Origin of the sequence: Microbacterium sp. STN6 (assembly GCF_026410545.1) — a bacterium.
Taxonomy (GTDB): domain Bacteria; phylum Actinomycetota; class Actinomycetes; order Actinomycetales; family Microbacteriaceae; genus Root112D2.
The window spans coordinates 1,119,625-1,142,347 of sequence record NZ_JAPMIT010000001.1 but is presented as its reverse complement, the minus strand read 5'-3'; the positions used below and the strand labels follow the sequence as shown (position 1 = coordinate 1,142,347).

Below are 22,723 nucleotides of genomic sequence, written 5' to 3'. Positions count from 1 at the left end.
CACGGGCATGAGCGACGCAGCAGTGCCCTCGCGCCGGGCCAAGTACGCCGCCATGATCGCTGCGGCGGCCGCCAGCGGCCTCGCCGTTCTCGCGTCGACGCAGACCTGGTACACGCTCAGGCTCGTGGCTGGCACGGCCCGCACGTCCGCGGTCACGGTGCAGGGTTCCTCTGCCGCGCCCGCGCTCACCGCGCTCGCCCTGGCCGGGCTCGCCCTCGCCGGCGCCCTCAGCATCTCCGGCCGCATTGCCCGCATCGTGCTCGGCATCCTCGGCATCCTCATCGGCGCGAGCATGCTCATCTCGTCGTTCTCGGCTCTCGCCGACCCCGTGCAGGCGGGCAGCGGCGCCGTCACGAACGCCACGGGAATCGCCGGGCACGACTCCGTGGCGCGCCTCGTCACCCACGTCGACACGTCCGCGTGGCCATGGGTCGCCGTCGCGGCCGGCGTCGTCGCGGTGCTGGCAGCCCTCGCGGTGCTCGTCACCGGTCACACGTGGCCCGGCCCCTCGCGGCGCTACCAGGCGGTGCGCTTTGAGAGCGCGGATGACGCGGCCGAGGCCGCGTCGCATCCCACCGAAGCGAAGGGCGGCGCCGCGATCGCCGGCGACGAGGCCTCCGCCGCGAGGGATAGCGCCATCGACCGCTGGGACGAGCTCACCCGTGGCGACGATCCCACCGACTGAGGCTTCGGTAGACTGAAGCCCACCACCCTCGCAGAGATTCAGGAGCCTCATGAGCACCGATACGCTCGACCCCGGTCACGGACATTCCCCGGCAGCATGGACGGCTGTCGTCATCATGCTGGTCGCGTTCGCCATCGGCACGGTGGCGTTCTTCTTCTCTCTCGCGCCCGTCGTGTGGGGGGCCGCGGGCCTGCTCATCGTCGGCCTCATCGTCGGCTGGGTCATGAAGCGCATGGGTTACGGCGTCGGCGGTTCGAAGTACACGCCGAAGGGCCACTGACCCACGTGCTGAGAGACCTCCTAGACGGGGCGTTGGCCGACGCCCGCGTGCGCGAAGAGCGGGCGCCGTTGCCGGCGGTTGAGGCGGCCGCGCTCGCGAGGCCGCCTGCGCTCGACGCGCTGGCACTCTTGCGACCCGCCGAGCGCGTCAAGATCATCGCCGAGGTGAAACGCTCGAGCCCGTCTCGCGGCCCGCTCGCCGCGATCGCCGACCCCGCAGCCCTCGCCGTCTCCTACCAGACCGGGGGAGCGAGCGCGATCAGCGTGCTCACCGAGCAGCGGCGGTTCGATGGCTCGCTTGCAGACCTAGAGGCGGTGCGCGCCGCCGTCGACCTCCCCGTGCTGCGCAAGGACTTCATCGCGACGCCGTACCAGGTGTACGAGGCGCGTGCGGCGGGCGCCGACATCGTGTTGCTGATCGTGGCCGCGCTCGATGACGCCACGCTGACCTCGCTCTTCGCCCTCGCGACCTCGCTCGGCATGACGGCGCTGGTCGAGACGCATTCCGCAGACGAGATCGCTCGAGCGCTCGATGTCGGCGCCGAGCTCGTCGGCGTGAACGCCCGCAATCTCACGACGTTCGAGCTCGACCGTGACCTGTTCGGCTCCCTCGCCCACACGCTGCCGTCCGGCGTGATCCGCGTCGCCGAGTCCGCGGTCACGAGCGCCGCCGATGTCGCGCACTATCGCGTGGCCGGTGCCGACGTCGTGCTCGTCGGCGAGGCACTCGTCACAAGCGACCCTGTAGCCACCCTTCACGAATTCCTGGCGGTCTGATGCCCCTGCGCGACGAAACCGGTCCATACTTCGGCGAGTTCGGCGGTCGGTTCGTTCCCGAATCGCTGATCAAGGCCCTCGACGAGCTCTCCGAGGCCTGGGAACTCGCCAAGGTCGACCCCGGCTTCCACGCCGAGCTTGACGAGCTGAACCGCTCGTACACGGGCAGGCCATCCATCATCACCGAGGTGCCGCGGTTCGCCAGGCACGCGGGCGACGCTCGCATCATCCTGAAGCGCGAAGACCTGAACCACACGGGCTCTCACAAGATCAACAACGTGCTCGGCCAGGCCATCCTCACCAAGCGCATCGGCAAGACACGCGTGATCGCTGAGACCGGCGCCGGCCAGCACGGCGTGGCGACGGCAACGGCGGCGGCCCTGTTCGGGCTCGACTGCGTCATCTACATGGGCGAGGTCGATACCGAGCGCCAGGCCCTCAATGTGGCCCGCATGCGCCTGCTCGGTGCCGAGGTCGTGCCGGTGAAGGCCGGCTCGCGCACCCTGAAGGACGCGATCAACGAGGCCCTGCGCGACTGGGTGACCAACGTCGAGACGACCAACTACATCTTCGGCACCGTCGCGGGCCCGCACCCGTTCCCCTCCATGGTGCGCGACCTGCAGAAGGTGATCGGCGACGAGGCCAGGGCGCAGGTGCTCGAGCTCACCGGCAGGCTGCCAGACGCCGTCGCCGCATGCGTCGGCGGCGGCTCCAATGCCATGGGGATCTTCCACGCATTCCTCGACGACCCGTCGGTCGCCCTCTACGGCTTCGAGGCAGGCGGTGAAGGTACAGACACGCCCAGAACGGCGGCCACCATCACGCTCGGTCGCGCCGGGGTTCTGCACGGCGCGCGCAGCCTCCTGCTGCAGGACGACGACGGCCAGACGCTCGAATCACACTCCATCTCGGCCGGCCTCGACTACCCGGGCGTCGGCCCGGAACACGCGTGGCTGGCCAGCATCGGCCGGGCGCAGTACCGTGCCGTCACCGATGCCGAGGCCATGGATGCCCTGCGCCTCCTCAGCCGCACCGAGGGAATCATCCCGGCCATCGAGTCCTCGCACGCCCTGGCGGGTGCTCTCGCGCTCGGGCGGGAACTCGGTAGTGACGCCACGATCCTCGTGAGCCTCAGCGGGCGCGGCGACAAAGACATGGAGACCGCGGGGCGCTACTTCGACCTCATCGACCACGACGCGGTGCAGTCGTGAGCGAGCGGGATGCGGCAGGCGGCATCCATTCGGTCGCTCCCGTCATCGAGCGGCGCACGCGCGACGCCCGCGGCGCGCTCGTCGGCTACCTGCCCGCCGGGTTCCCCGACCTCGCCACGAGCATCGACGCAGCCGTCGCGCTGGCGCACAACGGCGTGGACGTCATTGAACTGGGCCTGCCGTACTCAGACCCGGTCATGGACGGTGCTGTGATCCAGGCCGCGACGCAGCAGGCGCTCTCCGGCGGGTTTCGGCTGACGCACGGCTTCGAGGCCGTGCGCGAGATCACGAGGCAGGCCGCGGTGCCGGTTCTCGTCATGACCTACTGGAACCCGGTGCTGCAATACGGCGTCGACCGCTTCGCCGACGACCTCGCGGCCGCCGGCGGCAGCGGCCTCATCACGCCGGACCTCATTCCCGACGAGGCCGAGCCGTGGCTCAGCGCCTCCGAGCGGGTCGGCCTCGACCGCGTGTTCCTCGCCGCGCCGTCCTCATCCGATGCGCGTCTGGCGCAGGCGGTCTCCGCGAGCCGGGGCTTCGTCTACGCTGTGTCGACCATGGGCATCACGGGCGCCCGCAGCGACGTGGATGCGGCGGCGCGCTCGCTCGTCGCCCGCCTGCGCGACGCGGGCTGCACGAGCACTTGCGTCGGCCTCGGCATCTCCTCGGCCGCGCAGGTCGCCGAGGTGCTCGAGTACGCCGACGGCGCGATCGTCGGCTCCGCCCTGGTGAAGGCGCTGGCGGATGGCGGAGTCGAGCGGGTGGCCGAGGTGGCAGCAGCCCTTGCTGAGGGCACGCACCTAACGAATTAGACTATGGTGGCCCACGGCGCGCACGCGTGCCGAGACGTTGTACGCGGCTGAAAGGTGAGTTGTCGGTGAATGCGCCGTTGAATCTGTTGCCCCTGAGCATTCCCAGCCCCGATCCCGCCTGGCAGTCGATACCGCTGCACTTCTGGTTCATCGACTGGCGCATCCAGACATACGCGCTGTGCATCCTCGCCGGCATCGTCATCGCCGGGCTTTGGACGTCGCGCCGGCTCACGAAGCGCGGGGCGGAACCGGGCGTCCTCATCGACATCGCCATCCTGGCGATCGTCATCGGCATCATCGGGGCCAGGGCTTACCACGTCTTCACGCACCCGAGCGACTACTTCTACGACGGCGCCAACCTGTGGAAGACCCTGTTCATCTGGGAGGGTGGCAACGCCATCTTCGGCTCGCTGCTCGGCGGTGCGATCGGCGCTGCTGTGGGCTGCCGCTACACCGGAATCCGCTTCCTGTCGTTCGCCGACGCTCTGGCGCCCGCACTCCTGTTCGCGCAGGCCGTCGGCCGTCTGGGCAACTGGGTCAACCACGAGCTGTTCGGCCTTCCGACGAACCTGCCGTGGGGGCTGCAGATCGAGCAGAGCAACCCGGCGTTCCCGACCGGTCTTCCCGCGGGAACGCTCTTCCAGCCGCTGTTCCTCTACGAGATCATCTGGAACCTCATCGGCGTCGCCGTCATCCTCTACCTCGAGCGCCGGCTTCGGCTGCGCTGGGGCAAGACCTTCGCGCTCTACCTCATCTGGTACGGACTCGGCCGCTCGTACCTCGAGTCCATCCGCATCGACCCGAGCGAGTTCGGCTTCCTCGGCATCCCCAGCAACGTCTGGGCAGCGTTCGGCGCCGTCGCCCTCGGCATCGTGATCCTCATCGTGCAGTCCCGCAGGCACCCCGGAATCGAACCGAGCGTCTACCGTGCGGGCCGTGAATGGGTAGCGCCTCACGCTGATGTAGAATCTGACGACACGGATTGGGACGACGACGTCGACGACGATGGCGATGTCGACCAGCCCTCCGTATCCGGCGATGCCCGGGCCACAAGCCCCCTCGGCTCATAACTTCAAGGCACACACGAAGCGCGCCTGACACCTCCGCTGCCGCGCACGCGGCGGCTTCCCTCCCCACTCGCGGGCCGACGGCGTCCCACTTCCCGCTTCATCGTGAGGACGACCATGCCGACGACCCCCGTTTTCTCCCGCTTCAGCACAATGCCGGCCAAGCAGGGCCTCTACGACCCCGCCGACGAGCGCGACGCGTGCGGCCTGGCCATGGTGGCCACCCTGCGCGGCCGCGCCGGTCATGACATCATCGAGACCGCGCTGAAGGCGTTGCGCAACCTGGAGCACCGCGGGGCGGTCGGTTCCGACGCGGGCACGGGAGACGGCGCGGGCATCATCACCCAGGTGCCTGACGCGTTCCTGCGGCAGGTTGCGGGCGTCGAGCTGCCGGCACCAGGCCGGTATGTGGTCGGCAACGCGTTCCTGCCGTCAGACGACGCGGAGCGCGAGCGCGTCAAGGCCGAGATGGCACGCATCGCCGAGCAGGAGAGCCTGCGTGTCCTTGGCTGGCGCGAGGTGCCGATTCGGCCGGACGAGATCGGAACGCTCGCGCGGCAGGCGATGCCGGCCATCGAGCAGCTCTTCCTGACCAGCACGCGCACCACCGAAAACGGCTCGCCAGTCTCCGGCATCCAACTCGACCGGCAGGCGTTCCGGCTGAGGAAGCGCAGCGAGCGCGAGCTCGAGCTGTACTTCTCGTCGCTGTCGTGTCGCACGCTCGTCTACAAGGGCATGGTCACGACTCTTCAGCTCGAGCCGTTCTACCCGGACCTCTCCGACGAGCGCTTCGCCTCCCGGCTCGCGCTCGTGCACTCGCGCTACTCCACGAACACGTTCCCGTCGTGGCCGCTGGCGCAGCCGTTCCGCATGATCGCGCACAATGGCGAGATCAACACCATTCAGGGCAACCGCAACTGGATGCGCGCCAGGCAGTCCCAGCTGGCAAGCGAGGCGCTCGGCGACCTCGGCCCCCTGCTGCCGATCGTGTCGCCCGGTGCGAGTGACTCCGCGTCGTTCGACGAGGTCGTCGAGCTTCTGACCCTCGCCGGCCGCTCACTGCCGCACGCCGTCATGATGATGGTGCCGGAGGCGTGGGAGAACCAGAGCGACATGCCTGCAGAGCGCCGCGCGTTCTACGAGTACCACTCGATGCTCATGGAGCCGTGGGACGGACCGGCGGCGATCGTCTTCACCGACGGTTCCCTCGTCGGCGCGACGCTCGACCGCAACGGTCTGCGCCCCGGGCGCTACCTCGTGACCGACGACGGGCTCGTCGTGCTCGCCAGCGAGATCGGCGTCATCGATATCGAGCCGAGCCGTGTGGTGCGCAAGGGGCGCCTGCGCCCCGGGCGCATGTTCCTTGTCGACACCGTTGCAGGCCGGCTGATCGAAGACGAGGAGATCAAGTCGTCACTCGCCGCCCAGGAGCCGTGGAACGACTGGCTCGATGAGGGTCGCATCAACCTCAAGAATCTTCCGGAGCGCGAGCACATCGTGCACACGCGGGCGTCGGTCACCCGCCGCCAGCGCACGTTCGGCTACACGGAAGAGGAGGTGCGCGGCATCCTCATGCCGATGGCGCGCTTCGGCGCGGAGCCGATCGGAGCCATGGGCACCGACACACCCATCGCGGTGTTGTCAGCTCGGCCCCGCCTGCTCTTCGACTACTTCACACAGCAGTTCGCGCAGGTGACCAACCCGCCGCTCGACTCCATTCGCGAGTCGGTCGTCACCTCGCTCGCCACCGCCATTGGCCCGGAGCGAAACCTGCTCAGCGCCGGCCCCTCGCACGCCAGGCAGGTCGTCGTCGACTTCCCGGTGATCGACAACGATGAACTCGCCAAGATCCAGCACATCGACACGAAGCCCGCCACCGGCCTCACGACCACCGTCAAGGGGCTGTATCGCTTCGACGCCGGCCCCGACGCGCTCGAGAAGCGCATCGATGCGATGTGCCGCGAGGTCGACGAGGCCATCGAGGCCGGTGCCGAGTTCATCGTGCTGAGCGACCGCGACTCCAACAAAGACCTGGCGCCCGTTCCCTCGCTTCTCATGCTGGCGGCCGTGCACCACCACCTCATCCGCACAGAGAACCGCATGAAGGTCGGCATCATCGTCGAAGCCGGTGATGTGCGCGAGGTGCACCATGTGGCGCTGCTCATCGGCTACGGCGCCTCCGCGGTCAACCCGTACCTCGCCATGGAGACGTGCGAGGAACTCGTGCGCAGCGGCATGATCACCGATGTCTCGGCGGAGGCGGCGGTGCACAACGTCATCAAGGCGCTCGGCAAGGGTGTTCTGAAGATCATGTCGAAGATGGGCATCTCGACGGTGTCGTCGTACTCGGCGGCACAGACGTTCGAGGCCGTGGGTCTCAGCCAGGAGTTCGTCGACCGGTACTTCACCGGCACGACCTCGAAGCTCGGCGGTGTCGGCATCGAGGTGATCGCGGCCGAGAACCTCGAGCGGCACACGAGCGCGTACCCGGCCGAGAGCGCCGTCATCGCGCACGAGCGCCTCGCAACGGGCGGCGAATACGACTGGCGTCGCGACGGCTCTCCGCACCTCTTCAACCCCGAGACGGTGTTCAAGCTGCAGCACTCCACACGCACGCGCCGGTACGACGTCTTCCGCGAGTACACGAAGGCCGTCGACGACCAGGCAGAGGCTCTCATGACCCTGCGTGGCATGTTCCGGCTGAAGACCACGCAGCGGCCCGCCGTGCCCCTCGACGAGGTCGAGTCGGTCGCCGACATCGTCAAGCGATTCTCGACGGGCGCGATGAGCTACGGCTCCATCTCGCAGGAGGCCCACGAAACCCTCGCGATCGCCATGAACCGGCTCGGCGCCAAGTCGAACACGGGCGAGGGCGGCGAAGACCTCGAGCGCCTCATCGACCCGGAGCGGCGCAGCGCGATCAAGCAGGTTGCTTCCGGGCGCTTCGGCGTCACGAGCATGTATCTCACGAACGCCGACGACCTGCAGATCAAGCTCGCGCAGGGGGCCAAGCCGGGCGAAGGTGGCCAGCTGCCGCCCGCCAAGGTGTATCCGTGGATCGCCAGGACCCGGCACGCCACCGCCGGCGTCGGCCTGATCTCGCCGCCGCCGCACCACGACATCTACTCGATCGAAGACCTCAAGCAGCTCATCTTCGATCTCAAGCGCGCCAACCCGAAGGCCCGCGTGCACGTCAAGCTCGTCAGCGAATCCGGCATCGGTGCGGTCGCCGCCGGCGTGGCAAAGGCCCTCGCCGACGTCGTGCTCGTCTCCGGCCACGACGGCGGAACCGGCGCCAGCCCGCTCAACTCGCTCAAGCATGCGGGAACGCCCTGGGAGCTCGGCCTCGCCGAGACGCAGCAGACGCTCATGCTGAACGGCATGCGCGACCGCGTCGTCGTGCAGGTCGACGGCCAGCTGAAGACCGGTCGCGACGTCATCGTCGGCGCCCTGCTCGGTGCCGAGGAGTTCGGCTTCGCGACGGCCCCACTCGTAGTCTCCGGCTGCGTCATGATGCGCAAATGCCACCTGAACACCTGCCCGGTCGGCGTCGCCACCCAGGATCCGCTGCTGCGCAGCCGCTTCACCGGCAAGCCGGAGTTCGTCGTCAACTTCTTCGAGTTCATCGCCGAGGAGGTGCGGGGATACCTTGCCCAGCTCGGCTTCCGCACGCTCGATGAGGCGATCGGCCATCGTGAGCTGCTCGACGTCGACCGCGCGCTCTCCAACTGGAAGACGGAGGGCCTGGATCTCTCGCCGATCCTCGTCGGCCCGACGTTCGCGCCGGACGCGCCGTTGAAGAACGCGCGCGGCCAGAACCACGAGCTCGATGCGCACTTCGACAACCAGCTCATCGAGGCGAGCCGCGACGTTCTCGAGAACGGCGGTCACATCGAGCTGAGCCTGCCCATCCGCAACACGGAGCGCGCGGTCGGCACCATGCTCGGCCATGAGGTCACGGTGCGCCACGGCGTCGACGGCCTGCCCGCCGGCTCCATCGACGTCACGCTCACGGGCTCGGCCGGGCAGTCGCTCGGCGCGTTCCTGCCCGGCGGCATCACGCTGCGCCTGTTCGGCGACGCGAATGACTACGTGGGCAAGGGCCTCTCCGGGGGCGACATCGTCGTGCGGCCCGAGGCGACCAGCGTGTTCCCCGCAGAGCACAACGTCATCGCCGGCAACGTGATCGGCTATGGCGCCACGCAGGGCAGCATGTTCATCCGGGGCATGGTCGGCGAGCGTTTCCTCGTGCGCAACTCCGGCGCGACGGCGGTCGTCGAGGGTGTCGGCGACCACGCGCTCGAGTACATGACGGGCGGTCTCGCGCTCATTCTCGGTTCGACCGGCCGCAACCTGGGCGCCGGCATGTCGGGCGGAACCGCGTACGTGTACCGCTTGCGCGAGGACCGCGTGAATCCGGATGCGCTCGCCTCCGGCGAGCTCGCGCTGCTGCCTCTCGGCAGCGCCGACGTCGAGATCGTGCGCGACCTGCTCGTCCGCCATCGCAACGAGACGGATTCGGCGCTCGCCTCGAAGCTGCTGGCGACCTTCGCCGACACGGTGACCGAGTTCGTCAAGGTGCTGCCGCGCGACTACGCGGCCGTTCTGGCGACCCGTCAGGACGCGCTGAGCGAGGGCCTCGACCCCGACGGCGACGTTGTATGGGAGAGAATCATGGAGGTGACCGGTGGCTGACCCGCGCGGATTCCTGAAGGTGACGGAGCGGGAGCTGCCGAAGCGGCGCCCGGTTCCCGTCAGGCTCATGGACTACAAGGAGATCTACGAGCCGGGCGACCCGGAACAGCTGCGCAGGCAGGCCGGGCGCTGCATGGACTGCGGCGTGCCGTTCTGCCATCAGGGCTGCCCGCTCGGCAATCTGATTCCCGAGTGGAACGATCTCATGTGGCGCGGCGAGGGTCGGCTCGCGGCAGACCGTCTGCTCGAGACCAACAACTTCCCCGAGTTCACCGGCCGCCTCTGCCCGGCGCCGTGTGAGACGTCGTGCGTGCTCGGCATCAACCAGCCCGCCGTCACGATCAAGCAGGTCGAGGTCTCGATCATCGACCAGGCATGGCAGAACGGATGGGTGCAGCCGCATCCGCCGGAGCGCCTTACCGGCAAGACCGTCGCCGTCGTGGGCAGCGGCCCCGCCGGCCTCGCCGCCGCCCAGCAGCTCACCCGGGCGGGTCACACGGTGGCGGTGTACGAGCGCGACGACCGCATCGGCGGCCTGCTTCGCTACGGAATCCCCGACTTCAAGATGGAGAAGCGCGTCATCGAGTCGCGCCTCAACCAGATGATGGCAGAGGGAACCCGCTTCCGCGCTGGCGTCAACATCGGCGTCGACATCAGCTGGTCTGAGCTGAGGGAGCGGTACGACGCTGTCGTGGTCGCTACCGGCTCACTCGTGCCGCGCGACCTGCCGATCCCCGGGCGCGAGCTCGGCGGGGTGCATTTCGCCATGGACTACCTGGTGCAGCAGAACCGGGTCGTCGCGGGCGACACCGTGGCCGACCAGATCACCGCGCGCGGCAAGCACGTGGTGGTGCTCGGCGGCGGCGACACCGGATCGGACTGCATCGGAACCGCGCACCGTCAGGGCGCGGCATCCGTCACCAACCTCGCGATCGGCACGCAGCCGCCGTCGGAGAGGCCCGAGCACCAGCCGTGGCCGATCACTCCCACGCTCTTCGAGGTGCAGAGCTCGCACGAGGAGGGCGGAACGCGCGAGTACCTCGCGACGACCGTTGAGTTCCTCGCGAACGAGCTCGGCCAGGTGCGCGCGATCCGGGTGGCCGAGACCGAGTTCGTCGACGGCCGCCGCGTGCCGAAGGCCGGCACGGAGCGGGAGATCCCGGCCGACCTCGTACTGCTCGCGCTCGGTTTCACCGGAACTGACGCTCTCGAGCTCACCGACCAGCTCGGCCTGCCGTTCGACGAGCGGGGCAACGCCGAGCGTGCAGCCGACTACCAGACGAGCACGCCCGGCGTGTTTGTCGCGGGCGACGCGGGGCGCGGTGCGTCGCTCATCGTCTGGGCGATCGCCGAGGGTCGTGCTGCGGCCAGCGCGGTTGACCGCTATCTTGAAGGGACGACCCAGCTGCCGTTCCCGGTGAAGCCGACCGATCGAGGCATCACGCTCTGATCATCGAGTCGGCGTGCGATTCCTTTCGGCACGCACGCAGGCAGCTATCGCAATCGAGCGCTGAGATATCGGCGCGGAAATCTGGAGTACATCACGCATGAGACGGGCAAAGATCGTCGCAACCCTCGGCCCGGCGACATCCAGCTACGAGAACATTCGCGCCATCATCGACGCGGGCGTTGACGTAGCGAGGATGAACCTGAGCCACGGCACCTACGACGTGCACGAGGGCGTTTACGCCAATGTGCGCAAGGCCGCCGACGACTCGGGCCGCGCCATCGCCGTCATGGTCGACCTGCAGGGCCCGAAGATTCGCCTCGGCAAGTTCGAGGGCGGCCCGTACGAGCTCGAGGTCGGCGACATCTTCACGATCACGACCGACGACATCGTCGGCACCCGTGAGCTCTCGTCGACCACGTTCAAGGGGCTGCCGCACGACGTCAAGCCGGGCGACTTCCTGCTCATCGACGACGGCAAGGTGAAGGTGCGCGTCATCGACGCGGACGACACCGTCGTCAGGACCGAGGTCGTCGTGGCGGGTGCGGTGTCGAACAACAAGGGCATCAACCTGCCCGGCGTCGCCGTCAACGTTCCCGCGCTCTCGGAGAAGGACGAGGCCGACCTGCGCTGGGGTCTCAAGCTGGGCGCTGACCTGATCGCACTCTCGTTCGTGCGCAACGCCGCCGACATCGAGCGCGTGCACGAGATCATGTCAGAGGAGGGCCGCCGGGTCCCCGTGATCGCGAAGATCGAGAAGCCTCAGGCCGTCGACGCACTCGAGGAGATCATCGACGCGTTCGACGCCATCATGGTGGCGCGCGGCGACCTCGGCGTCGAGCTGCCCCTGGAGGCCGTGCCGATCGTGCAGAAGCGTGCGGTCGAGATCGCGCGCCGACGTGCGAAGCCGGTCATCGTGGCGACGCAGATGCTCGAGTCGATGATCAGCAGCCCCGTTCCTACCAGGGCGGAGACCTCCGACGTCGCCAATGCCGTGCTCGACGGCGCAGACGCGGTCATGCTCTCGGGCGAGACGAGCGTGGGCGAGTATCCGGTGGTCACGGTGCAGACGATGGCTCGCATCGTGGAATCGACCGAGGAGCACGGCCTCGAGCGCGTCGCGCCGCTCGGCACGAAGCCGCGCACGCAGGGCGGCGCTCTCACGCTCGCCGCCGCCGAGGTCGCGGACTTCGTCGAGGCGAAGTACCTGTGCGTGTTCACGCAGACCGGAGACTCGGCGCGCCGCATGTCCCGCCTGCGCTCGAAGATCCCCATGCTCGCGTTCACGCCGGAGCCGGGAATCCGCCGCCGCCTCGCCCTGTCGTGGGGCATCCAGAGCCACCTGGTCGACATGGTCACCCACACCGACCAGATGTTCGCCCAGGTCGACGACCTGCTGCTCGGCGAGGGCATGGCGGAGATCGGCGACAAGGTCGTCGTGATCTCGGGTTCGCCTCCCGGAATCTCGGGCTCCACCAACGACGTGCGTGTTCACGTCGTCGGCGACGCCCACAATGCGGCAGCGCCGGCGTACGCCGCGATCCGGTAGCACGCCACGCCACGAAAGGCCCCGCCCGTCAGGGGGGGGGCCTTTCGTGCATCCGCGACCGCACGCGCAAGCCCATAGCCGTGCGGGCCCCGCCTTTCTATGCTCGTGAAGTATGGAGACCTGGCCAGGAAGCGCGTATCCGCTCGGCGCGAGCTACGACGGAAGCGGCACCAATTTCGCCCTCTTCAGTGAGGCCGCTGAGGCGGTCGAGCTGTGCCTGTTCGACGACGGGAAGGAGACGCGGATCCCGCTGCGCGAGGTCGACGCGTCGGTGTGGCACGCGTATCTGCCGCAGGTTCAGCCCGGCACGCTCTACGGCTACCGCGTGCACGGCGCGTACGACCCCGGCACGGGCGCCCGTTGCGACCCGGCCAAGCTGCTGCTCGACCCCTACGCGAAGGCGGTCTCGGGCACCATCGACTGGTCGCCCGCCCTGTTCTCCTACGACTTCGACGACCCCTCCAGGCGCAACGAGGACGACTCGGCGGCGCACATGATGAAGAGCGTCGTGATCAACCCGTTCTTCGACTGGGCGGGCGACGCTCAGTTGCGGATCCCGTACAGCGACACCGTGATCTACGAGGCGCACGTGAAGGGGCTCACCAAGCAGCATCCCGAGATCGGCGACGAGACGCGGGGAAGCTATGCCGCCCTCGCCCACCCCGCCGTCATCGACCATCTGCACCGGCTCGGCATCACCGCCCTCGAACTCATGCCCGTTCACCAGTTCGTCAACGACAAGCACCTCATCGAGGCCGGCCGCTCGAACTATTGGGGCTACAACACCATCGGGTTCTTCGCCCCGCACAACGGCTACACCTCGTCGGGTGACGCCGGCGGGCAGGTGCAGGAGTTCAAGCGCATGGTTTTCGAGCTGCACCAGGCGGGGATCGAGGTGATCCTCGACGTGGTGTACAACCACACGGCAGAGGGCAACCATCTGGGGCCGACCCTGTCGTTCAAGGGCATCGACAACGCCGCGTACTACCGGCTGACCGACGAGGACCCGCAGTACTACATGGACTACACGGGCACGGGCAATTCCCTGAACGTGCGGCACCCGCATGCGCTCCAGCTCATCATGGACAGCCTGCGCTACTGGGTCACCGAGATGCACGTCGACGGGTTCCGCTTCGACCTCGCCGCGACCCTGGCACGGGAGTTCTACGATGTCGACCGGCTCGCGACCTTCTTCGAACTCGTGCAGCAGGATCCGATCGTCTCTCAGGTCAAGCTCATCGCCGAGCCGTGGGACATCGGGCCCGGCGGGTACCAGGTCGGCAACTTCCCGCCGCAGTGGACGGAATGGAACGGCCGGTACCGCGACACGGTGCGCGACTTCTGGCGCGGAGAACCCGCGACGCTCGGGGAGTTCGCCGCGCGCATCACGGGCTCCGCAGACCTGTACGAGAAGGACGGGCGACGCCCCGTGGCATCCATCAACTTCGTCACCGCGCACGACGGCTTCACGCTGCGCGACCTCGTGTCGTACAACGAGAAGCACAACGAGGAGAACGGCGAGGAGAACCGCGACGGCGAATCGCACAACCGCAGCTGGAACGGCGGCGTCGAGGGGCCGACGGACGACGAGCGTTTGCTGACGATCCGCGCCAGGCAGCAGCGCAACCTCATCGGCACGCTACTGCTCTCGCAGGGCGTGCCCATGATCCTGCACGGCGACGAGCTTGGCCGCACCCAGAACGGTAACAACAACACCTACGCGCAGGACTCGCCGCTCAGCTGGGTCGATTGGGGGAGCGCAGACGCCTCACTCATCGAGTTCACCTCGGCCCTGTCACGGCTGCGTCGCGAGCACGCGACGTTCCGGCGCGTGCGCTTCTTCGACGGCCGGCCCGTCAAACGCGGCGAGGGCGCCCCGCTGCCCGACATCGTGTGGCTCAACCCCAACGGCAAGGAGATGAGCGAAGAAGACTGGGACACCGCCTCCGCTCGCGCCGTCGCCGTCTTCCTAAACGGTGAGGGAATTCACGGCAGGGATGCGCGTGGCCGGCGCATCACTGATGACAACACGATCCTGCTTTTCAATGCGGCAGACGACGACGTCTCCTTCGTCGTCCCGGACGCGTCATACGGCACCGAGTGGCAGACGGTGGTCGATACCGCGGGGGGAGTGGCGGCATCCGACCGCGTGCTGCCGGGCGCGTCGATCACGCTGGCAGCGCGCTCTCTCGTGGTGCTGCTCGCCTTCGAGCAGAACGAGATTCTCGACGACTCTGTTGCGGCGTCGCTTTCCGAGGGCACGGAACGAGGCACGGAGCGAGCCACGGAACGAGGCACGCCGTGAACGTCCCCGCCAGCACGTACCGCCTGCAGGTGCGCGCCGACTTCGACCTGAACGAGGCCGCGGCGCTCGTCGACTACCTGCATGAGCTTGGCATCGACTGGCTCTACCTCTCGCCGTTGCTTCAGAGCGAGCCGGGCAGCGATCACGGCTACGACGTGGTCGATCCGATGCGCGTGGATGCGGCGCGGGGAGGCCGCCACGCGCTCGTCGCGCTCGCCCGCACGGCGCACGACGCCGGCCTGGGCGTGCTCGTCGACATCGTGCCCAACCACATGGGTGTGGCAAGCCCGCCGCTGAACGCGTGGTGGTGGGATGTGCTCGCCCACGGGCGAGCCGCCGCGCACGCCGATGCGTTCGACATCGACTGGGACGCCGGCGGGGGCAAACTGGTGATCCCCGTGCTCGCCGACGGCGACGCAATGGCCGACCTGCACATCGCAGATGGAATGCTGTGCTACTTCGAGAACCGCTACCCGATCGCGGAGGGAACGCTGGGCGACGGCGAGGCGCGCTCCGTGCACGAGCGTCAGCACTACCGCCTCGTGAACTGGCGCACGGCCGATACCGACCTCAACTACCGCCGGTTCTTCGCCGTCAACACCCTCGCGGCAATCCGGGTAGAGGAGCCGTCCGTGTTCGACGCCGCGCACGGCGAGATTCTCAGCTGGCTGCGCGACGGCCTCGTGGACGGCCTGCGCGTCGACCACCCCGACGGGCTCGCCGACCCCCGCGGCTACCTTCGGCGGCTCGCCGAAGCGACGGGCGGCGCCTACGTGCTGGTAGAGAAGATCCTGGAGCACGGCGAGCGGCTCGATTCCGGCTGGGCCACCGCGGGCACGACCGGCTACGACGCGCTCGGGCAGGTCGACCGCCTCTTCGTCGACCCGGCCGGCCGGCCCGGTCTCGACGCCCTTGCCGGCGGCATCGGCACTCCCGCCCACTGGAACCGTCTCGTGCACGACTGCAAGCGCGCGATCGCCGACGGCATCCTCGGCTCCGAGGTTCGTCGCCTCGCCCGTGAGCTTGGCGCGGATGACGAGCTCACGCGCGATTGCATCGCCGAACTCCTCGCGTGCTTCCCCGTCTATCGCTCGTACCTGCCGAACGGCGCCGAGCACCTGGGCCGCGCGCACGAGGCGGCGGTCGCCAGACGGCCGGATCTCGCGCAGGCGATCGGGCGCATCGCCGAGGTGCTGGCGGATGCCTCGCACCCCGCCGCGGTGAGGTTTCAGCAGACATCCGGCATGGTGATGGCCAAGGGCGTCGAGGACACCGCGTTCTATCGGTATACGCGCCTCACCTCGCTCACCGAGGTCGGCGGCGACCCGAGCGTCTTCAGCATCTCGCCCGACGACTTCCACGCAGCCCAGCGCGAACGCCTCGACACGTGGCCGGGCTCGATGACCACGCTCAGCACGCATGACACGAAGCGCGGCGAGGACGTGCGCGCGCGCATCAGCGTGCTCGCGGAGCTCCCCGACGAGTGGGCCGCCGCGCTCGGTGAGCTTCGCACGCTCGCCCCGCTCGGCGACGGTCCGCTCGAGAACCTGCTCTGGCAGGCCGTGATCGGCTCGCGCCCCGCGACCCGCGAGAGGCTGCACGCGTTCGCCGAGAAGGCCGCGCGCGAGGCCGCCGACTCGACAGGCTGGGCGTCGCCCGACGCCGAATTCGAAGAGCGGATGCACGCCCTCATCGATGCGGCGTTCGACGACCCGCGCGTCCGCGCCGTGCTCGACCGCGTCTCGGCGCTCGTCACGGCTCCCGGCTTCAGCAACAGCCTCGGCGCCAAGCTCGTGCAGCTCACCGCTCCGGGCGTGCCGGATGTGTACCAGGGCAGCGAGCTGTGGGAGCTCTCGCTCGTCGACCCGGACAACCGGCGGCCTGTGGACTTCGGGGAGAGGCGACGCATTCTCGCCGAGATTCGCGCCGGCGCGCATCCGAGCGTCGATGCCGGTGGTGCCGCGAAGATGCTCGTGACCCACCGCGCGCTCTGCCTGCGGCGGGACCGACCCGACCTCTTCACCGGCTACCGGCCGGTCGCCGCGCGCGGCCACGCCGCGCCACACGCGGTGGCCTTCGACCGCGGCGGTGCGATCACCCTCGTGACCCGACTGCCCGTCGGCCTCGAGCGCGACGGCGGCTGGGGCGACACGGTCCTTCAGGCACCGCGTGGCTCGTATCTCGACGTCCTGAGCGGCAGGAGGCACCAGGCCGACGATGGGCTTGGCATCGGGGAGATTCTCACGCGCTATCCGCTCGCGCTTCTCGTGAGGGAGGACTCGTAACATGATCGGCACGGACTTCGCGGTGTGGGCACCACGCGCATCCGCTCTTCAGCTCGACACCAGCGTCGGCGCGTTCACACTGCACCGCGGCACGGATGACTGGTGGTCGCTCGAATCGGGTGATCTCGACGCGATCCGGGCAGCGGCCGGCGACGACGATATCGACTACGGCTACCGCATCGACGGCGAGGGGAGCGTGCTGCCCGACCCGCGATCGCGGCGGATGCCGAACGGCGTGCACGCGGCCGCGCGCACGTTCGACCCGTCAGCGTATGCGTGGGGCGACGCACTCTGGCGCGGACGCTCGCTCGCCGGTGCCGTGATCTACGAGCTGCATATCGGCACGTTCACGCAGGCGGGTACGTTCGCCTCGGCGATCGAGCGGCTCGACCACCTCGTCGAGCTCGGCGTCGACGCCGTCGAACTGCTGCCCGTCGCCGCGTTCAACGGCGAGCACAACTGGGGCTACGACGGGGTGCTCTGGTACGCGGTGCACGAGGCGTATGGCGGGCCTGCCGGCTACCAGGCGTTCGTCGACGCGTGCCACGCACGAGGGCTCGCCGTGATTCAGGACGTCGTGTACAACCACCTCGGCCCGAGCGGCAACGACCTTCCGCGCTTCGGCCCGTACCTGACCGACGCTCATGCGAACACGTGGGGCGCGAGCGTGAACCTCGATGGGCCTGGCTCGGATGAGGTGCGCCGGTACATCATCGACAACGCCGTGATGTGGTTCGGCGACTACCACGTCGACGGGCTGCGGCTCGACGCCGTGCACGCCCTCGTCGACCACCGCGCCACGCACATTCTCGAGGAGCTCGCGGTTGAGGTCGACGCCCTCGCCGCACACGTCGGGCGGCCGCTGACGCTGATCGCCGAATCCGATCTGGGCGATCCGCGGCTCATCACCCCGCGGGCGGCGGGCGGATACGGGCTCACGGCGCAGTGGAACGACGACTTCCACCACGCCATGCACGTGAATCTCACGGGGGAGACGAGCGGTTACTACGCAGACTTCGCCGGCATCGGCGCGCTCTCGAAGGTGCTCGAAGAGGGCTTCTTCCACGACGGCAGCTACTCGAGCTTCCGCGAGCGACACCACGGGCGGCCCATCGAGCGGGCGCACACGCCAACGTGGCGCCTGGTGGTGTGCACGCAGAACCACGACCAGATCGGCAACCGGGCGATGGGCGACAGGCTCAGCGCGTCGCTCGACGAGCGGCAGCTTGTGATCGCGGCGGCGTTCACGCTGCTCGGCCCGTTCACGCCCATGCTGTTCATGGGCGAGGAGTGGGCCGCGTCGACGCCGTGGCAGTTCTTCACCTCCCATCCGGAGCCCGAGCTGGCCGAGGCGACCGCTCGCGGGCGCATCGCCGAGTTCGCGCGCATGGGATGGGACGAGGCGAGCGTTCCCGATCCGCAGGATCCCGAGACATTCCGGCGTTCGATGCTCGACTGGTCCGAGGCGCGCTCGGGGCGCCATGGCGCGGTGTTCGCGTGCTACCGCGAGCTCATCCGCCTGCGCCGCGAGCACGCCGACTTCACCGACCCGCGCTTCGATCGCATCGCGAGTGAGTACGACCTCGACGAAAGCTGGCTCGCCATGCGACGCGGCTCGATGCTCGTCGTTGCCAACTTCGGCGACGACGCGGTTCGGGTGCCCCTCGCCATCCGGGGTGACGCGCTCTTCACCTCCGGCGAGGTCACGCCAGGTACCGACGCGCTGCGGCTCGGCGCCCACGCGCTGCTCGTCGGGCGGGCGGCGCGCGACGATGGGACAAGCGGCGCGCATCCATTCGCCATAGCCTGAGCGTATGCCGGCGTCATCGCGAATCGACCTCCTCACGGGGTGGATGCCGCGCCAGCGCTGGTACACGGGCAAGGGCCGAGCGCCCGCCCTTCGCATCATCGGCACCGTCGAGCTTGCCGCATCCGCCGGGGTGCACTCGCGCATCCATCTGGTCATGGACGAGCGGGACGGCCGTTCTGTGCTCTACCAGGTGCCGGTCGCCGAGCGCCGCGAACCGCTGTCGGGCGGCGAGGCTGCGCTGATCGGCGTGCTCGGCGAGGGCAGGAGCGAAGACGACGACGGCCTCGACGGCGAACTCGTCGAGCCGCGCTACCTCTACGACGGCCCTCGCGATGCCGCCTTCGCCGAGGCCCTTCTCGCGCTCATCGTCGACGACGGCCATGCCACGGGTGACCGAGCGGATGCGCATGGCCGCTCCGCGCGGCCGTTCACCTACCAGCGCATGACCTCCGCGGTGCTCGACGGCGAGCAGTCGAACACCTCGATCGTGTACCGCTTCGACGAGACCGCCAGTCTGCCCCGGCTCATCTGCAAGGTCTTCCGGGCGCTGCACCACGGCGAGAACCCCGACGTGACGCTGCAGCAGGCGCTGTTCGAGGCGGGGTCGACGGCCGTGCCGCAGACCATCGGCAGCCTCGTCGGCGAATGGAACGACCGGTCGGCGCCGGGCGGGCGGGCCACGGGCCACCTCGCGTTCGCGCAGGAGTTCCTCGTAGGGGCCGAGGATGCCTGGCGGCTCGCGCTTGGCGCGGCCGCCAGGGGCGCGGAGTTCACCCCGAGCGCCCGGGCCATCGGTTCGGCCCTCGCCGAGGTGCACGTGGGTCTGCGGTCGGCTCTCACCTCGCAGCCCGCCGAACCCGAAGACATCGCCGCGATGGGGGCTGCGTGGGCCCGGCGCCTGGACGAGGCGATCGAGGAGCTTCCCGAGCTTGCTCCGCTGCGCGAGCGCATCACGGCCGTCTACGCTCGCGCCGCCGCCAGCGCATGGCCGCCCCTGCAGCGCATCCACGGTGACCTGCACCTGGGTCAGGTTCTCTCGGTCGCGGGCGGCAGCTGGGCCATTATCGACTTCGAGGGCGAGCCGGCGCGCCCCCTTCCCGAGCGGTCGCGCCCCGATGTGGCACTGCGCGATGTGGCGGGCATGCTTCGCAGCTTCGACTACGTGGCCGGCGCCGTGCCGGGTGCGCCAGACGGCCACGGCTGGGCCGAACGCTGCCGCGAGGCGTTTCTCGAGGGGTACCGGTCGGTCGGCGGCGACACCGAGCCGCAGGCGCTTCTCGATGCCCTCGAACTCGACAAAGCACTCTACGAGACGGTCTACGAGGCACGGAACCGGCCGGAATGGCTGCCGATCCCCGCGGCCGCGGTGCGCCGCTTGGTGAGCAGCACGGCCGGCGCGAGCTGACCGCGGCCCGCTGACGGCCACATCTGCCCCGGCTGCGGCTTTCCTCAGAGCTGTCTGGGAGCTCCTCGCCCCGCCTTCAGCCCGCGGGTAGCGTCGAAGTGACGGTGTCGGCTGCGTAGCCGGCCCGGCGAGGGCGCGGGGGCGCCCGCCTCGACGCGTCGCGCTTTCGTGCGCGCCCGAAGCGGTTGCCCGGCTCGCCACCGCCGTACACGAGACGCGAGCGCACCAGACGCAAGGAGTCAGCCATCACCTCTCAGGCGATCAGCACGACCGAGACGACGCACACCACGAGCGCGCCGTCGGGCACGAAGGCGGGCGGGCGACCCGGCAGCTTCCGTCCCGAGGTTCAGGCGCTGCGTGCACTCGCCGTCGCCCTGGTCGTCACGTACCACCTGTGGCCCGGTGCCCTGCCCGGCGGTTACGTCGGCGTCGACGTGTTCTTCGTCATCTCCGGGTTCCTCATCACGGGCCAGTTGATCCGCGAGATCGATTCGAGCGGCAGCATCCGCCTCGTGCGCTTCTGGTCCCGACGCGTTCGCCGGCTGCTGCCCGCCGCGTTCCTGGTGCTCGTCGCGGTGGCCGTGGGCGTGTGGGCGTTCGTGCCCGAGGCGCTGTGGCAGCAGTTCTTCCGGGAGATCGGCGCGAGCGCGCTCTACGTGCAGAACTGGGCCCTGGTGCAGGATGCCGTCAACTACTTCGCGGCAGGCAACCTCGCCTCGCCCGTGCAGCACTTCTGGTCGCTTTCCGTCGAGGAGCAGTTCTACCTCGTCTGGCCGCTGCTGCTCCTGCTTCCTCTGCTCATCCGCGCCCGCTCACGCGTGCAGCGCACCGTCACGCTCGCCGTGCTGGGCGCAGGCAGCGCCGTGAGCCTTGCGTACGGCATCTCCCTGAGCGCCACCGACCCCTCGGTCGCCTACCTGTCGACCTTCACCCGCGCGTGGGAGTTCGGCGTCGGCGGTCTCCTCGCGTTCGTCATCGCAGGGCTGCGGATGCGCCCCGCCGTCTGCGCCGTTCTCTCGTGGGCGGGGCTGGCCGCGATCGGCGTCTCCGCGTTCGTCATCAACGGGGACACGCCATTCCCCGGCACCGCCGCGCTACTCCCCGTCGCCGGCACGATCGCGGTCATCGCCGCGGGGCTGCCCGACGCGCGCTGGGCGCCGAGCGGCCTCATGATGGGCCGCTTCGTGCAGTGGCTCGGCGGCGCCTCGTACTCGCTGTATCTGTGGCACTGGCCGCTGATCGTCATCGTGCCGCTAGCGCTGGCCCGATTCATTCCGGGCTACCACGAGGCTGGCGCAGTGACGCTCGTCGCCATCCTGTTCGCATCGCTCGCCTGCGCCGGCCTCAGCAAGCGCTACGTCGAGGACCGTACCCGCACCGCTCCGGTGCTCGCGGGGGCGCGCCCCCGCCGCAGCATCTTCGTCATGGCCGGCGCCATGGCGGTCATCGTCGCGGTGTGCGGGGTGGCCTGGAACGGCGTGCAGCACACGATCGCGACGTCGCAGGTGAAGACGGCCGCTCTCGTGAGCGCCATGCCCGCGTGCCTGGGCGCATCCGCCATCGACCCCGCCACGCCGCAGCCGTGCGAGAACGACGACCTGCACGGCGTGCTCGCGCCGAGCCCGGTCTCGGTCGCCGACGACCTGCCAGACACGTGCATCACGGGCACGCGCGCCGTGAAGCCGGTGGTGTGCGAGGGCGGCGTGAGCGCCGAGGCGGCAACCAAGACGGTCGCCCTGGTGGGCGACTCGCACGCCGCGCAATGGGAGCCGGCGCTCGAGACGGTGGCGCAGGAGAAGGGCTGGCACATCGTCATGATGCTGAAGGGGTCGTGCGCGTTCTCGAAGGCGACGCGGGCTGGCGACCCTGCCTCGGCGGCGGTCACGAGCTGCGCGAAGTGGAACTCGCTCGTGCGTGACAAGCTTGCCGCCATGCCGAGCGTGAGCGCGCTCATCACCTCCGCCGACATCAAGGACCTGTACGCAGACAAGGCTGGCAGGAGCGGCTATCAGAACGCCGTCGCCGGGTACCGCTCGACGTGGAAGGCCCTGCCCGCCTCCATCAGCACGGTGTACGTGATCGCCGACACCCCGCGCCCGGCGGCGGATGCGCAGACGTGCCTCGAGGTGCGTGAGCCCGCCCAGCGTCTCGAGCCGGGCGCGTGCGCCCAGTCGCGAGCGGACGCGATCGGCGACGACCCGCTGGTCGCCGCGGCATCCGGTGCATCGTCTCGCGTGAAGCTGATCGACATGACCGACGACTTCTGCACTCAGGATTCCTGCGATCCGGTCGTCGGCCACGTGCTGGTCTACCGCGACAAGAGCCACATGACCGCCACATACGCGGCGACGCTCGCGCCGTATCTCAAGCGGGCCTTGGCCGCGCAGGCGTGAGCC

The 22,723-nt window shown here is 69.3% G+C and carries 14 protein-coding genes; all 14 read left to right on the top strand.

The features are described 5' to 3' along the window. The first annotated feature begins 7 nt into the window (after positions 1-7). The 14 genes from OSC27_RS05215 (at position 8) to OSC27_RS05150 (ending at position 22,720) form a co-directional block, all read left to right on the top strand. Positions 8-685, top strand: a complete 678-nt coding sequence (locus tag OSC27_RS05215; RefSeq protein ID WP_267180328.1) for a Trp biosynthesis-associated membrane protein — start codon at positions 8-10, stop codon at positions 683-685. Positions 686-734: 49 nt separating this feature from the next. Continuing rightward, complete coding sequence (locus tag OSC27_RS05210; protein WP_267180327.1) at positions 735-965, top strand: DUF6704 family protein; 231 nt, start codon at positions 735-737, stop codon at positions 963-965. 5 nt (positions 966-970) lie between these two features. Then, the gene (trpC, locus tag OSC27_RS05205; RefSeq protein ID WP_267180326.1) at positions 971-1,741 is read left to right on the top strand and encodes an indole-3-glycerol phosphate synthase TrpC; all 771 of its coding nucleotides are present in this window, start codon (positions 971-973) and stop codon (positions 1,739-1,741) included. Continuing rightward, entirely contained in the window at positions 1,741-2,952 is a 1,212-nt protein-coding gene (trpB, locus tag OSC27_RS05200; protein WP_267180325.1) for a tryptophan synthase subunit beta, read from the top strand. The genes trpC and trpB overlap by 1 nt, the downstream gene beginning before the upstream one ends. Continuing rightward, positions 2,949-3,764, top strand: coding sequence for a tryptophan synthase subunit alpha (trpA, locus tag OSC27_RS05195; protein WP_416348813.1), 816 nt, complete (start codon positions 2,949-2,951; stop codon positions 3,762-3,764). The genes trpB and trpA overlap by 4 nt, the downstream gene beginning before the upstream one ends. Before the next feature lie 77 nt (positions 3,765-3,841). Beyond that, a complete protein-coding gene (lgt, locus tag OSC27_RS05190; RefSeq protein WP_267180324.1) occupies positions 3,842-4,834 on the top strand; it encodes a prolipoprotein diacylglyceryl transferase in 993 nt (330 codons plus the stop codon). A gap of 114 nt (positions 4,835-4,948) precedes the next feature. Further along, a complete protein-coding gene (gene gltB / locus OSC27_RS05185) occupies positions 4,949-9,526 on the top strand; it encodes a glutamate synthase large subunit (RefSeq protein ID WP_267180323.1) in 4,578 nt (1,525 codons plus the stop codon). Further along, positions 9,519-10,976 carry a glutamate synthase subunit beta gene (locus OSC27_RS05180; RefSeq protein ID WP_267180322.1) on the top strand — a complete coding sequence of 486 codons (1,458 nt, stop codon included), beginning with the start codon at positions 9,519-9,521 and terminating at the stop codon, positions 10,974-10,976. The genes gltB and OSC27_RS05180 overlap by 8 nt, the downstream gene beginning before the upstream one ends. A 97-nt stretch (positions 10,977-11,073) precedes the next feature. Next, on the top strand, positions 11,074-12,522 hold the full coding sequence (gene pyk, locus OSC27_RS05175) for a pyruvate kinase (protein WP_267180321.1): 1,449 nt from the start codon (positions 11,074-11,076) through the stop codon (positions 12,520-12,522). A gap of 112 nt (positions 12,523-12,634) precedes the next feature. Beyond that, entirely contained in the window at positions 12,635-14,827 is a 2,193-nt protein-coding gene (glgX, locus tag OSC27_RS05170) for a glycogen debranching protein GlgX (protein WP_267180320.1), read from the top strand. Beyond that, positions 14,824-17,112, top strand: coding sequence for a malto-oligosyltrehalose synthase (treY, locus tag OSC27_RS05165; protein WP_267180319.1), 2,289 nt, complete (start codon positions 14,824-14,826; stop codon positions 17,110-17,112). Before glgX ends, treY begins: the two co-directional genes overlap by 4 nt. A gap of 1 nt (position 17,113) precedes the next feature. Then, complete coding sequence (treZ, locus tag OSC27_RS05160) at positions 17,114-18,922, top strand: malto-oligosyltrehalose trehalohydrolase (protein WP_267180318.1); 1,809 nt, start codon at positions 17,114-17,116, stop codon at positions 18,920-18,922. 4 nt (positions 18,923-18,926) lie between these two features. Then, on the top strand, positions 18,927-20,327 hold the full coding sequence (locus OSC27_RS05155) for a maltokinase N-terminal cap-like domain-containing protein (protein WP_267180317.1): 1,401 nt from the start codon (positions 18,927-18,929) through the stop codon (positions 20,325-20,327). Between the two features lie 185 nt (positions 20,328-20,512). Beyond that, positions 20,513-22,720, top strand: coding sequence for an acyltransferase family protein (locus OSC27_RS05150; RefSeq protein WP_267180316.1), 2,208 nt, complete (start codon positions 20,513-20,515; stop codon positions 22,718-22,720). Positions 22,721-22,723 lie beyond the last annotated feature (3 nt).

Excerpts from the sequence above, each read along its gene's own strand:
- OSC27_RS05215 (WP_267180328.1), top strand. The coding sequence starts at position 8 with ATGAGCGACGCAGCAGTGCCCTCGCGCCGGGCCAAGTACGCCGCCATG.
- OSC27_RS05210 (WP_267180327.1), top strand. The coding sequence starts at position 735 with ATGAGCACCGATACGCTCGACCCCGGTCACGGACATTCCCCGGCAGCA.
- trpB (WP_267180325.1), top strand. The coding sequence starts at position 1,741 with ATGCCCCTGCGCGACGAAACCGGTCCATACTTCGGCGAGTTCGGCGGT.
- gltB (WP_267180323.1), top strand. The coding sequence starts at position 4,949 with ATGCCGACGACCCCCGTTTTCTCCCGCTTCAGCACAATGCCGGCCAAG.
- pyk (WP_267180321.1), top strand. The coding sequence starts at position 11,074 with ATGAGACGGGCAAAGATCGTCGCAACCCTCGGCCCGGCGACATCCAGC.
- glgX (WP_267180320.1), top strand. The coding sequence starts at position 12,635 with ATGGAGACCTGGCCAGGAAGCGCGTATCCGCTCGGCGCGAGCTACGAC.
- treZ (WP_267180318.1), top strand. The coding sequence starts at position 17,114 with ATGATCGGCACGGACTTCGCGGTGTGGGCACCACGCGCATCCGCTCTT.
- OSC27_RS05155 (WP_267180317.1), top strand. The coding sequence starts at position 18,927 with ATGCCGGCGTCATCGCGAATCGACCTCCTCACGGGGTGGATGCCGCGC.